We start from the raw sequence: 12,963 nt of genomic DNA, 5'->3' as shown, positions 1-12,963 counted from the left end.
AAGGGAGAAGGGCCCCGGGGACGGTCGGTCGTCCCTGGGGCCCTTCTCGTACAAGGGGTACCGCTGGTCCTACTCGGCGAGCACGGCCTCGGCATCGAGGGTCACGCCGACCGCCTGGATCACCGAGGCGATCTTGACGGCTTCCTGAATGGTCTCACGGTCCACGCCGGCCTTGCGAAGCACCTGCTCGTGGGAGTCCAGGCACTGGCCGCAGCCGTTGATCGCGGAGACCGCGAGCGACCACAGCTCGAAGTCGATCTTCTCCACGCCGGGCTTGCCGATGACGTTCATCCGCAGGCCCGCACGGAGCGTCCCGTACTCGGGGTCCGACAGCAGGTGCCGGGTCCGGTAGAAGACGTTGTTCATCGCCATGATGGCGGCGGCCGACTTCGCGGCGGTGTACGCCTCCGCGGAGAGGTTGGCCTTCGCCTCCGGCTCCAGCTCGCGCAGCACCTTCGGCGAGCGCGAGGCGATCGCGCAGGCGAGGACGGTGCCCCACAGCTGCTGCTGCGGGAGCTCGCTGTTCCCGATGACCGAACCGAGGTTCAGCTTCAGGTCCTTGGCGAAGTCCGGAACGGCGGCCTTCAGTTCGTCGAGTGCCATGTCGCTGTCAGCTCACTCGCCCGAGAGGAGGGCGACCGGGTCGAGGGTGTTCTCGCCCTTGGTCCAGTTGCACGGGCACAGCTCGTCGGTCTGCAGGGCGTCCAGGACCCGCAGGACCTCCTTGGGGTTACGGCCCACGGAACCGGCGGTCACCATCGTGAACTGGATCTCGTTGTTCTGGTCGACGATGAAGACGGCGCGCTGGGCGAAGCCGTCCTCGCCCTCGATGCCGAGGTCACGCATGAGCTCGTGCTTCGAGTCGGCCATCATCGGGAACGGCAGGTCGGTCAGGTCCGGGTGGTCCTTGCGCCAGGCGTGGTGCACGAACTCGGAGTCACCGGAGAAGCCGAGGATCTGGGCGTCACGGTCGGCGAACTCGTCGTTCAGCTTGCCGAAGGCGGCGATCTCGGTGGGGCACACGAAGGTGAAGTCCTTCGGCCACGCGAAGACGATCTTCCACTTGCCCTCGTAGGTCTTGTGGTTGATCTGCTCGAACTCCTTGCCGCTCTCCAGTGAGACACAAGCGGTCAGGTCGAACTCGGGGAACTTGTCACCGACAGTGAGCACGCGCTCTCCTTGTTGCGTTGGAATTCCCTTTTGGGGGATTTCCTGAGGGTTGGACGGACTCCACCTTGGCACAGAGTGCATTGATCACGGAAATAGCTACACTCGGCCGTGATGATCGGAGGTGCCTATCAGTGGCGCAGAGCAATCAGGGCAGTCGGCCCAAACAACCCAGCCTCTCGCAGCTGCGCGCCTTCGTGGCCGTCGCGGAACATCTGCACTTCAGGGACGCGGCGGCAGCAATCGGGATGAGTCAGCCGGCGCTCTCCGGGGCCGTGTCGGCGCTCGAGGAGGCACTGGGTGTCCAGCTCATCGAGCGTACGACGCGCAAGGTGCTGCTGTCGCCGGCCGGGGAGCGGCTCGCGGTGCGGGCGCGCGCGGTGCTGGAGGCCGTGGGTGAGCTGATGGAGGAGGCCGAGGCGGTCCGGGCGCCGTTCACCGGGGTGCTCCGGCTGGGAGTGATCCCGACCGTCGCCCCGTATCTGCTGCCGACCGTGCTCCGGCTGGTCCACGAGCGCTACCCGGAGCTCGACCTCCAGGTGCACGAGGAGCAGACCTCCTCGCTGCTGGAGGGGCTGGCCGCGGGAAGGCTGGATCTGCTGCTGCTCGCGGTGCCGCTCGGGGTGCCCGGGGTGACCGAGCTCCCGCTCTTCGACGAGGACTTCGTGCTGGTGATGGAGAAGGACCACTGGCTGGGCGGGCGCGCCGACATCCCGCGCGAGGCGCTGCGCGAGCTGCCGCTGCTGCTGCTCGACGAGGGCCACTGCCTGCGCGACCAGGCCCTGGACATCTGCCGGGAGGCGGGGCGCACGGAGGGGGCGCCGGTCACCACGACCGCGGCCGGGCTCTCCACACTGGTACAGCTGGTCGCCGGCGGCCTCGGGGTGACGCTGCTGCCGCGCACCGCGGTGACGGTCGAGACCGACCGCAACGAGGCGCTGACCACCGGGTACTTCGCGGAACCGGCGCCGTCGAGGCGGGTGGCGCTGGGGATGCGGACGGGGGCGGCCCGGCACGAGGAGTTCGAGGAGTTCGCGGCGGCGCTGCGGGAGGCGATGGCGGTGCTACCGGTACGGGTGACGGACGGCCATTAGAGCCAGTATCCCCCGGGCGAGGTGATCCCGGGTTTCATGGCGACCGTCCCACACAGTCCGTAACGGGCAACGTTTCAGGTCAAGTTGCCTATGCGGACTCCCGCAGGCGCGGGTACTTCTGGCCGGGGTGTGAGTGACCGTACGTCACGTAACGCACTGGCTACGTAAGATCTGCAACTGCAACCTCAATGAGTGCGACGGACCATGAAAAAGCTTGCCCGGATGGCATCCGGGACGCGGGGGGAAAGTCAGGCATGGCATGGGATGAATGGGAACAGCTCAAAGCCGATGCGGGGCAGCGCCACGCTTCGCGTATGGAGATCAACAGTCTCCAAGGAGAAGGCGGGCCTGCGACGTCGACTGGTGCCGGGGCGGGCAGGCTCAAGCACAAAGGCGGACCGTGGACCGAGGCCGCTGGTACGGCTGATGACCTGCAGACCGTCACGAGCACGTGCAGAGTGGAGCTCCGCTCCGCTCACGAGGGCATAGGCGGAGGTCTCGAAGGGCTGGCCAGCCTTGGCTCGCTGAAGACGGTGCTCAACTCCTGGGATGAGCGCCTCAAAGCAGTCCGGGAAGAGTGCAGTTCACTCGAACCCAAGTTGCGCCAGGTGGCTGTCGACTTCAGAGAGGTGGACGCCGAGGTGGGTGACAAGGCCAAGTCAGTGAAGGTTCCTGGCACGAGGATGGGGCAGTAGTCATGGCGTTCGGGCTCACCTGGCAGCAGCTCCGCGACCTCAAGCTGTCCGAGTTGACCGACGCAGCCGACGGTTGGGCTGCGCTGATGCGTCGTGCTGACGCTGCGCGCGAGCGCGTCGACGGTGACATGAGCGGCAAGCTCACCAAGACGCAGGAAAGCGAGTCGGCGGAGTCGGCCGTCAAGCGGCTGAAGCGTCTTGGCGAGAACTACCACTACATTCAGACCGAGGCGGGCTTGATCCGAGGCGCACTTGATGGTCTGGCCACCGAACTCATTGCCCCGCAACGTCGGCTGCGTGATGTTCTCGACGATGTGGCCTCCCTCGGGGGCTACGAAGTCAACGCCAACGGCAGCATTGACTACCCGGCCGGCGGCGAGAACGCGATGACTGGTGACCCGATACCGGGTGGCTCCGTCATGGGCAACAACGGTCTGATCGGCGCTGGAAACCCCGGCCTGTACCGCGACGGTAACGGCATGTACGACCCCGCTCTGGGACCGGATGCCCCACAGCTGAGGAGTCCCAACCCTCACCGAGCCAAGGCCCAGGACGTGGCCGACCGTATCGCTCATGCCCTGCGTGAGGCCCGCGAAATCGACGAACGATACAGTTCGGCTCTTCGGGAGCTCAAGGCCGCGCCCGGTCTCACGGTCGACAGGAAGACCTGGGCGAACGTGGCGGGGGATGTTGCTGCCGTTGGAAGCGCGGCCCGTGAGTACCTGTCAGAGCAAGTGCTGGGCAAGTCGCCGGCTGAGCGAAAGGAATGGTGGGACCACTTGAGCAAGGAGGAGCGTCAGGAGTACATCACGTCCTTCCCCGACGTGATCGGGTCCCTCGACGGCATTCCGGCTGCGGTGCGCGACGAAGCGAACCGCGCGAACCTCCCCTTGGTGATCGCCGGCCTCGAAGGTCAGACGGCCGACGGCGCACAGGACAAACTCGCAGGACTGAAGGGTATTCAGTCCAAATTGTCCCACGATTCACACCCGCCCATGTACCTGCTTGGGATTGGTACAGAGGGGAAGGGCCGAGCCATTGTCAGCTACGGAAACCCCGACACCGCCAGGAACGTGTCCTCGTACGTGCCAGGCCTCGGTACGGCTCTTGACGCAGACTTCGCGGACGACACCGTGCGCAGGGCCTTCCAGACCGCGAAGGGTGCCCAGAAGTACGACCCGTCCAGCGCCTCCATCGTCTGGCTGGGATACGACGCGCCGGGCTTCATGGACGTCGGGTCGACGACCGACGCGAACAATGGCGCGCCCGACTACAACGCGTTCATGGAAGGCATTCGGGTGACCAACGAAGACGAGGACCCGCACATCACAGCGATCGGCCACTCCTACGGATCGCTCACCGTAGGTACCGCGGCCCGGCAGGACGGCGGTATCCCGGGCGTTGACGACATCGTTCTGCTGGGCAGCCCGGGTACCGGGGCCGACAACGCTTCGGAACTGAACGTCGGCAAGGGGCACGTGTTCATCGGTTCCGCCGACAATGATCCCGTAACGAAGCTGCCCAGTAGGGAGGAGCTGCTCGGCGCGGGGATCCTTGGGTCAGCCATAGTGGAAAGCGATGGTCTCTGGTTCGGTACGGACCCGGCGAGTAAGGGGTTCGGGGCCACGAGAATGGAGAGCGGCGACGGCCCACTCCCGTTCTGGCTGTCGGGCCAAGGCCCAACTCCCGCGCACTCTGGTTATTTCGACGAGGGAAGGAATCCTTCAGCGGCAGACAACGTCGCTTTGATTGTCGCCGGACATTCGGACTCGATCACTACAGAGGCCCCGCGGTGAAGGACGTTTCCCATCGCATCGCCGTCCTTGTGCTTGCCCTGGCTTTTTTGGCCGGCTGCGGGAGCGGCGGCAATGATTCCCTTGCCCCCCGGAGGAGTTCCAGCGTGAATATGCAGCAGGCTGCAGACAAGGCTGACAGCCTCATCGGCGACACGCTGTCCTCTGTGCGTCCTCCCCTGGAGTGGACACACGATGAATCCGATAACGGAATGTGCGCTGGCGCCCCGGAGCTCGGCGATGTCACACGCCGTGCTGTGGTCATGACTCAGGTTTCCGAGGAACGCAGAGGTTCGCTTCTCGGAATCATCGAACGGGCATGGAAGAAGGCGGGCTACACAATCACCAAGGTCAACCCCGACAAGAAGTTCCCTGCCGTCTATGCCGATGCCGGCGACGGCGTATTGAAGATGGGGCTGACCGTCGGGTACAAGGGGCAGTTCTTCCTTGAGGTTCAAACGGCTTGCGTGGACAAGTCGAAGGTGGCGCAGCCCTCCACTTCGGGGAGGGGCACTGACTACCGTGGAAACGACGTGCCCACTCCCAACGTGCACTCCGGCTTCTGGTCGTCCGACAAGCCGGTCTCTTCGAGTTCTCCAAGCTGAAGGCGACGGCACTTTCGTTGGCAAGTCAGGTGTGAGCACATGGCCGGCACGGCCCAGAGAATTTGGTGTCCTGCCAGCCCGGGGCGCGACGGTCATCGGTACGGGTCCCGAAGGACCCGTGCCCGGGACCGCCGAAGGGGTGCGGTCCCACGTGGGACCGCACCCCCTGCCGATCGCCGCGTCACGTCACTCCGTGCGCAGGCCCTCCGGCCGCATCATGCGCCACAGCGAGGGCAGCGACACCAGCGTGACCAGCAGGATCAGCGCCGCGCCCGCGCCGGTCATCGGCAGGAAGAGCCACCAGTCGGTGACCTCCTTGTCGAGCATGGCGATCAGGGCCGCGCCCAGACCCAGTCCGCCCGCGATGGCCACCACCAGCCCGATGACCACCGGCACGGCGGTCTGCCAGAGCACCGACCAGCCGAGCGTGGAACGCCGGGTGCCGAAGGCGACCAGGACCGAGAGCAGGCGCTTGCGTTCGCGCAGCTGCTCCAGCTGCGAGACCAGCATCGCGGCGGCGATCAGCAGCAGCGTCAGGGTCGCGCCGACCTGGAGGCCGCGCTGGACACTGGCGTACTTCTCGTCACGGGCCACCGACGTGAGGCTCGACACCCGCATCGCGGGATCGATCCTGGCCGCCGTGTTCCGTACGTACTCCGCGACGTCCGGCACGCTCTGGTCGACCCGGATCTGGGACTGGGTCATCGCGCCCGGCAGCGTGGTCGGGTCGATCGCGCCGGTGGTGGCCATGATGCCCCAGGAGTCCTCGCCCATCGGATCCCGGCGGACGGTGACCGTCGGGGAGTCGGCGGGCAGGGTCCACCGCATCGGCTTCCCGCCGAGGCCCGCGCCGATCTCGACCTCCTTGCCCTTGCGGGCGGTCTGGTCGACCCAGTTGGACATCTCCTTGTCGTTCCTGGGGTGGACCACGAAGGTGTCGCCGTCCTTGCAGGAGTCGATCTGGGCCAGTTCCCGCAGGGTGCCGCAGTCACCGACGATGAGACTGGTGGTGGGCCGGACGTCGTCCCCGGAGAACTTTCCGGGCCGGGTGACGTACACCTCGACCTTGCCGATGACCCTCTTCACCCCCTTGGTGGCCTTGAACTGCTCGATGGTCCGGTTGGCCGCCCCGGGGTCGACCTTCTCGGAGAACGTGTAGAACTGGGCCCGCGACGGGTCCTGTCCCGTCATCCGGGTGAACTCGTCGCCCACCGCGGCGAACAGCATCTGCAGCGCCACCGCACCCGCGACCGCGACCGTGATGCCGCTGACCGCGCGGGAAGCCGCCCCGCTGCTCAGCTGGAGCCTGCGGATGGCGAGCTGCCAGGGCACCGGACCGCCGTTCAGCCGGTTCACGCACGCCTCGATCAGCCAGGGCAGCAGCAGCGCGAGCCCGACCAGGACCAGTACGGCACCGCCCGCGATCGGGTACGGATTGACCGGGGAGTACTCGTCGACCCTGCCGGTCAGGCCGAGCACCGCCAGGCCCGCGGCCGGCATCAGCAGCCGCCACCAGACCCGGCGCCTGCGGTTGCGGCCGCCCCGTACGACGCCGAGCGGTTCGATCACCACCGAGCGCATCGCGGCCAGCGTGACCACCACCGCGGTCAGCGGAACGGCGACCACGACCAGCGCCGTCAGCCGGAGGTCGGGCACCAGGTCGGACGGGAAGACGCTGACGTTCCACATCTCTATGTGCCCGACGAACTGGCGCCCCACCAGGAAGAGCACCGCCCCGATCAGCAGACCGAGGAGCGCCCCGAAGAGGGCCTCGCCGGCCGCGATCCGGCGGGTCATCCGGATGTCCGTACCGACCAGGCGCAGCGCGGCGAGCCGGCGGTCGCGGCGGTCGCCGCCGAACCGCACCGCGGTGACGATGAAGATCGCGACCGGCACCAGCAGCACCACGCAGATCATGATGATCAGCACGATGAGGACCGGCGGCATCTCCTCGCCCTCGCTCGGGTCGCCGTAACCGGCGATCCGGTGACCGCCGTTGTCGGGGGTCAGGGTGTCGCTGCCCGCGTAGTAGACCAGGTCACCGGGGGAGACCAGGCCGGAGTCGGCGATCGTGCCGGTGATCCGGTTCGGCAGCCGTTCCCTCAGGAGTGCGCCCTCCGAGGAGTCCAGCAGCTCCTTCAGCGCGGGGGAGACCACCATCTCGTCCGCGGCGGGGAAGCGCGCTACGCCCGGCGGGAGGGCCGGACGAGTGCCGTCCGCGCGCATCAGCCAGCCGTCGATGGTGCGGCCGCGGTACTCGGTCTCCGCGTTGACCCGGAGCACCGAGGTGTCGGTCTTCGCGGCCCGGGCGTCGGGCCCGCCGGGGACGGCGCTCTCGGCGCGGGCCTGGCTGCGCGCGGAACGTTCCTCCAGCAGATGCGGCGCGGACGCCGCGGTCACGAGCAGGGCCACACCGAGGCCGACGCCGACGGCGGTCAGCGCGGTGCGGATCCAGCCCTCGCGCCCGCCGCCCGCGGCGAACCTGATACCGAGGGCGAGATCGCGGAGCCAGGCGGCGAAGCCGGTGGGGCCGGGGGGTCCGGGCGGGGTCGCGGCCGGTGCCTTCTTCTGGTCGAGCAGGGTCATACGGCGTGCTCCAGGTCGCGGGTCCGGCCGTCGCGCACGGTGACGTCACGGTCGGAGTACGCGGCGACCCGCGCCTCGTGGGTCACCAGGACCACGGCGACGTTGGTGGACCGGGCCGCCTCGGTGAGCAGCTGCATGACCCGTTCGCCGTTGAGGGAGTCCAGGGCGCCGGTCGGCTCGTCCGCGAAGATCACCTTCGGGGAGCCGGCCAGCGAGCGGGCCACGGCCACGCGCTGGCCCTGGCCGCCGGAGACCTCGCCGGGGCGCTTGGCAGCGACGTCGTCGACCTCCAGGCGCTCCAGCCAGTGGCGGGCGGTGCGCTCGGCCTCCTTGCGCTTGGCGCCGGCCAGGCGGAGCGGCAGGGCGACGTTCTCCACGCAGGTCAGCTCCGGGACGAGCTGGCCGAACTGGAAGACGAAGCCGAACTCGGTACGGCGCAGGGCGCTGCGTTCGGCGTCCGACATGGCGGAGAGCTCACGGCCCGCGTAGGTGATCGTGCCCCGGTCGGGGGTGACGATGCCGGCGAGGCAGTGCAGCAGGGTGGACTTGCCGGAGCCGGAGGGGCCCATCACGGCGACGACCTCGCCGGGGTGGATGGAGAACGACGCGCCGTCGAGCGCGGGCGTCTGGCCGTACGCCTTGTGCAGGCTGTCGGCGCTGAGCAGGGAGCCGACGGGGATCATGCGCCCACCTCCGCGGCGAGCCGGTCGAGCCGGGCGGCGGTCAGTTCCAGCCAGCGCAGATCGGCTTCGAGGTGGAAGAGCGCGTGGTCGCAGATCAGCTGGTCGGCGAGATCGCCGGTGCGCTTGCGGTCGGTGAGTATGCGCATGAGGCGCAGGTGCTCGGTGCGCTGGGTGTCCAGCAGGGTCTCCGCGCTGCGGCCGGTGAGCAGGGCCAGGACGACCTTGGTGTAGAGCGTCGACTGGAGGTACGGCTCGGGCTTCTCCGGCTGCGCGAGCCAGGCACCGACATCGGTGATCCCGGCCTCGGTGATGGCGTACCGCTTGCGCTCCGGACCGCCACCGCTCTCGATGCCGTCGACCTCGACGAGGCCGTTCTTGAGCAGCCGGGACATGGTCGAGTAGACCTGGCCGTAGTGCAGCGGGCGGTCGTGGCCGAACTTCTCGTCGAACTCGCGCTTGAGGTCGTAGCCGTGGCGGGGGCCGGACTCCAGGAGTCCGAGCAGGGTGTGGCCGATAGACATGCCGAGCACTGTACACGGTGTGTATACCCCCGGTGTATACCCGGACCTCCGGCTCGGATCCCGATGTACAGCCGGGGCTCAGCCCTGGATCCCCCTGGTGTGCGCCCGGCCCCCGCGTCCCGGATCCCCGCCGCTCAGGCCTCCGGCGGGCCCGCCGCGTCCTTCGGGGGCGCCCCCGGCGGGGGATCGGACGCGCCGTGCCCGGCAGGCGGCCCGCCTCCGCCAGCGCCCTGCGCAGCAGGAACTCGATCTGGGCGTTGGCGCTGCGCAGCTCGTCGGAGGCCCAGCGGGCCAGCGCGTCGTGCACCGCCGGATCCAGCCGCAGCAGCATCTGCTTGCGCTGCGGCGGGGTCCGGCGGGCCGGGGTCTGATCGGTCACTGGTAAAGACTGCCCGTGTTCAGGACAGGCTGTGCCGCGCGGTCACCGCACAGCACCACCATCAGATTGCTGACCATGGCCGCCTTGCGCTCCGAGTCCAGCTCGACGATGTCCTGCTCGGCGATCCGGGTGAGCGCCATCTCGACCATGCCGACCGCGCCCTCGACGATCTGCTGCCGGGCCGCGACCACCGCGCCGGCCTGCTGGCGCTGGAGCATCGCGGAGGCGATCTCGGGGGCGTACGCGAGGTGGCTGAAGCGCGATTCGATGATCCGTACACCGGCGGCCTGCACCCGGGCGGTGAGCTCCACGGCCAGCTTCTCGGTGATCTCCTCCGCGTTGCCGCGCAGCGAGAGACCGCCCTCGTCGTGGGCGTCGTACGGGTACTCGATCGCGATGTGGCGGACGGCCGCCTCGGTCTGGGTGGCGACGAACTCCAGGAAGTCGTCGACCTCGAAGAGCGCCTGCGCGGTGTCCTCGACCTTCCAGACGACGATCGCGGCGAGCTCGATCGGGTTGCCGTAGGCGTCGTTGACCTTGAGGACCGCGGTCTCGTGGTTGCGGACCCGGGTGGAGATCTTCCGGCTGCTGGTGAGCGGGTTGATCCAGCGCAGGCCGTCGGTGCGGATCGTGCCGACGTAGCGGCCGAAGAGCTGGATCACCCGGGCCTCGCCCGGTGCGACCATCTTCACACCCGTCATGCAGAAGAACGAGGCGAAGACGAGCAGGATCCCGAAGACGCAGACGGGGACGCCCACGCCGTTGCTCCCGTTCGAGGCGACGACGCCGCCGACGATCGCGAGACCGATGCCGGCGATCACCCCGATCACGGTCAGCAGCAGGCCGAGGCCGCCGGGGATGCTGTGCGCCGTCACCTCTCTCACCTGCGGTTCGGGCATCTGTGGCGCGTCGGGCGTGAGGTCGGCGGCCGGAGCGGTGACGGTGTGCGGATTGTCGTGGTCGGACATGGAATCCCCCGTATCGAAGACTGACTGGCTGCTAGCAATGTGATTACACATTACCCGGATTCGCAACCCTGGGCACCTCTCGTGAGTCGGTTCCCTTGAGAACGGGTGCTGATTGTCACGTCCGCAAAAGACCGCATCGCTTGCTTTTTGTCCTCGCCGACGGTGTTAGCTGGCTGGGCTTAGCTGATCTGGTCGAGCAGAGAAACGGGAGCAACACAGCGATGGGTCGAGCGGATGCGCGACGAGCCCAGCGGCGCGGAGCGCGGCGGGCTGCGAAGAGCGGCGGCATACGCAGACTCTTCACCTGGAAGAAGATGCTGGGCGCCTTCTTCGGGCTCTGCCTGCTGATCATGGGCGCCTTCGTCGCGCTCTACATGTACGTGGACATCCCGAAGGCCAACGCCCTGGCCGAGCGGCAGAGCAACGTCTACCAGTACAGCGACGGAACACTGCTGACCCGGACCGGCAACGGCGTCAACCGCCAGATAGTCGACCTGGCCGAGGTACCCCTGAAGGTGCAGCACACCTTCGTCGCCGCCGAGAACAAGAGCTTCTACGACGACAAGGGCGTGGACCTCAAGGGCACCGCGCGAGGGCTCCTCAACACCCTCAGCGGCAAGGGCAAGCAGGGTGGCTCGACCATCACCCAGCAGTACGTGAAGAACTACTACCTGACGCAGGACCCGACGATCAGCCGGAAGCTCAAGGAACTGGTGATCTCGCTCAAGGTCGACAGCAAGAAGAGCAAGGAATACATCCTGGCCGGGTACATCAACACCGCGTACTACGGGCGGGGCGCGAGCGGCATCCAGGCCGCCGCACAGGCCTACTACGGGGTCGACGCCAAGGACCTCAACGTCTCCCAGGGCGCCTATCTGGCCTCCGTGCTCCAGGCCCCCAGCCAGTACGACTGGCAGTCCGCGACGCCGACCGGCAAGAAGCTGGTCAAGGAGCGCTGGGGCTACACGCTCGACAACATGGTCGAGATGCACTGGCTCGACAAGGCCGAGCGCGACAAGCTCACCTTCCCGAAGCCGCACAAGCCCAAGCCCGCCAAGGGCATGGAGGGCCAGACCGGCTACCTGGTCGAGGCGGCCAACAAGGAGCTGGAGAAGCAGGGCGTCACCGCGGAGATGCGGCAGGCCGGCGGCTGGACCATCAGGCTCAACATCGACAAGAAGCGGCAGAAGGAGCTGGAGGCGTCCGTCGACCGCCAGCTGGAGTCCAAGCTGGACCGCAAGGACAACAAGGTCGACGCGACCGTCCAGGCCGGTGCCACCTCGGTCGACCCGAAGACCGGCGCGGTCGTCGCGATGTACGGCGGGGTGGACTACACCAAGCACTACATCTCCAACGCCACCCGCCAGGACTACCAGCCCGCCTCCACCTTCAAGCCGCTGGTGCTCGCCTCCGCGCTGGAGAACGAGGCGAAGACCCAGGACGGCGACCTGATCGGCGTCAACACCCGCTACGACGGCACCAGCAAGCGGCCCGTCGTGGGCAGCAGCACCCCGTTCGCCCCGGAGAACGAGGACAACCAGAGCTACGGCAGCGTCACCGTGCAGAAGGCGATGAACGCGTCGATCAACTCGGTCTTCGCGCAGATGGTCGTCGACGTCGGCCCGCCCGCGGTGAAGAAGACCGCGCTGGCCCTCGGCGTACCGGACAAGAACTTCCCCGAGCGCCCCGCCATCACGCTCGGCACCATGAACGCGTCGACCTGGGACATGGCGGGCGCGTACGCCACGCTCGACAACCACGGCAAGAAGGTCACCCCGTTCATCGTGAAGTCGGCCGAGCACCGGGAGCGGACGGTCGAGCCGGCCAAGGGTGTCGGCAGCCAGGTGATCAGCCGCAAGTCCGCCGACACCGTGACCTCCGTCCTGACGGGCGTCGTGGACAGCGGCTCCGGCAAGGCCGCCAACACCTCGGCGTACGAGGCGGCGGGCAAGACGGGTACCTCGGAGAACAACAAGTCGGCCTGGTTCGCCGCCTACACCCCGGAGCTCACCACCGTCGTCGCGCTCTTCGGTGAATCGCCGAAGGACGGCGGTGGCCAGGTCAGCCTGACCGGCACGGCCAACTCCGGCCGGGCCAACGGTGGCGGCTTCCCGGCGCAGATCTGGGCGGACTACACCCTCGGCGCCCTGAACGGCGGCTCCGGCGCACAGTTCGACCTGGAGGACGTCGAGCGAGGACAGTCCACCGTCCCGTCCTCGCCGTCGACGACCCCCTCGCAGTCGGCGAGCACCGACACGACGCCGTCGAAGTCGCCGGACGCGCCCTCGAAGAGCGCGAGCCAGTCCCCGGACGTGCCGCCGCCGAGCCAGTCCCCGGACGTGCCGCCGCCGAGCCAGTCGCCCGACGTGCCGCCGCCGAGCCAGTCCCCGGACCCGCCGGGCACCGGACCGGACTCCGGGCGCCCCGGCCAGAACAGCGCCGACCGGAACCCGCCCGGCCAGTGAGCGGATG

The 12,963-nt window shown here is 68.2% G+C and carries 11 protein-coding genes; 5 read left to right on the top strand and 6 right to left on the bottom strand.

Going from position 1 to position 12,963, the window contains the following annotated elements; genetic code table 11:
- Positions 1 to 69 precede the first annotated feature (69 nt).
- Both GA0115234_RS36260 and GA0115234_RS36255 read right to left on the bottom strand, forming a co-directional pair.
- Complete coding sequence (locus GA0115234_RS36260; protein WP_072483998.1) at positions 70 to 603, bottom strand: alkyl hydroperoxide reductase; 534 nt, start codon at positions 601 to 603, stop codon at positions 70 to 72.
- A gap of 12 nt (positions 604 to 615) precedes the next feature.
- On the bottom strand, positions 616 to 1,170 hold the full coding sequence (locus tag GA0115234_RS36255) for a peroxiredoxin (protein WP_031083404.1): 555 nt from the start codon (positions 1,168 to 1,170) through the stop codon (positions 616 to 618).
- A 131-nt stretch (positions 1,171 to 1,301) separates the two neighbouring features.
- Between GA0115234_RS36255 and GA0115234_RS36250 the strand changes: the two genes are divergently transcribed.
- The 4 genes from GA0115234_RS36250 (at position 1,302) to GA0115234_RS36235 (ending at position 5,354) form a co-directional block, all read left to right on the top strand.
- The gene (locus GA0115234_RS36250; RefSeq protein WP_093550194.1) at positions 1,302 to 2,261 is read left to right on the top strand and encodes a hydrogen peroxide-inducible genes activator; all 960 of its coding nucleotides are present in this window, start codon (positions 1,302 to 1,304) and stop codon (positions 2,259 to 2,261) included.
- Between the two features lie 314 nt (positions 2,262 to 2,575).
- Complete coding sequence (locus GA0115234_RS42010) at positions 2,576 to 2,956, top strand: hypothetical protein (RefSeq protein WP_141718529.1); 381 nt, start codon at positions 2,576 to 2,578, stop codon at positions 2,954 to 2,956.
- A gap of 2 nt (positions 2,957 to 2,958) precedes the next feature.
- Positions 2,959 to 4,752, top strand: coding sequence for an alpha/beta hydrolase (locus GA0115234_RS36240; protein WP_093550190.1), 1,794 nt, complete (start codon positions 2,959 to 2,961; stop codon positions 4,750 to 4,752).
- A gap of 110 nt (positions 4,753 to 4,862) precedes the next feature.
- Positions 4,863 to 5,354 (top strand): hypothetical protein, encoded by a 492-nt coding sequence (locus tag GA0115234_RS36235; protein WP_202554573.1) that lies wholly within the window; start codon positions 4,863 to 4,865, stop codon positions 5,352 to 5,354.
- A 186-nt stretch (positions 5,355 to 5,540) separates the two neighbouring features.
- On the opposite strand, the gene GA0115234_RS36230 is transcribed toward GA0115234_RS36235, so the two are convergent.
- The 4 genes from GA0115234_RS36230 to GA0115234_RS36215 form a co-directional block, all read right to left on the bottom strand.
- Positions 5,541 to 7,940, bottom strand: coding sequence for an ABC transporter permease (locus GA0115234_RS36230; RefSeq protein ID WP_093550186.1), 2,400 nt, complete (start codon positions 7,938 to 7,940; stop codon positions 5,541 to 5,543).
- Positions 7,937 to 8,623 carry an ABC transporter ATP-binding protein gene (locus GA0115234_RS36225; protein WP_093550184.1) on the bottom strand — a complete coding sequence of 229 codons (687 nt, stop codon included), beginning with the start codon at positions 8,621 to 8,623 and terminating at the stop codon, positions 7,937 to 7,939. Before GA0115234_RS36225 ends, GA0115234_RS36230 begins: the two co-directional genes overlap by 4 nt.
- The gene (locus tag GA0115234_RS36220) at positions 8,620 to 9,144 is read right to left on the bottom strand and encodes a PadR family transcriptional regulator (RefSeq protein WP_093550469.1); all 525 of its coding nucleotides are present in this window, start codon (positions 9,142 to 9,144) and stop codon (positions 8,620 to 8,622) included. The genes GA0115234_RS36225 and GA0115234_RS36220 overlap by 4 nt, the downstream gene beginning before the upstream one ends.
- A gap of 375 nt (positions 9,145 to 9,519) precedes the next feature.
- Complete coding sequence (locus GA0115234_RS36215) at positions 9,520 to 10,491, bottom strand: SPFH domain-containing protein (protein ID WP_093550182.1); 972 nt, start codon at positions 10,489 to 10,491, stop codon at positions 9,520 to 9,522.
- 221 nt (positions 10,492 to 10,712) lie between these two features.
- Between GA0115234_RS36215 and GA0115234_RS36210 the strand changes: the two genes are divergently transcribed.
- Complete coding sequence (locus GA0115234_RS36210; RefSeq protein WP_093550180.1) at positions 10,713 to 12,956, top strand: transglycosylase domain-containing protein; 2,244 nt, start codon at positions 10,713 to 10,715, stop codon at positions 12,954 to 12,956.
- Positions 12,957 to 12,963: the final 7 nt, after the last annotated feature.

Source organism: Streptomyces sp. DvalAA-43 (assembly GCF_900091725.1).
GTDB lineage: Bacteria > Actinomycetota > Actinomycetes > Streptomycetales > Streptomycetaceae > Streptomyces > Streptomyces pulveraceus.
This window is presented reverse-complemented; position numbering and strand designations above follow the sequence as displayed.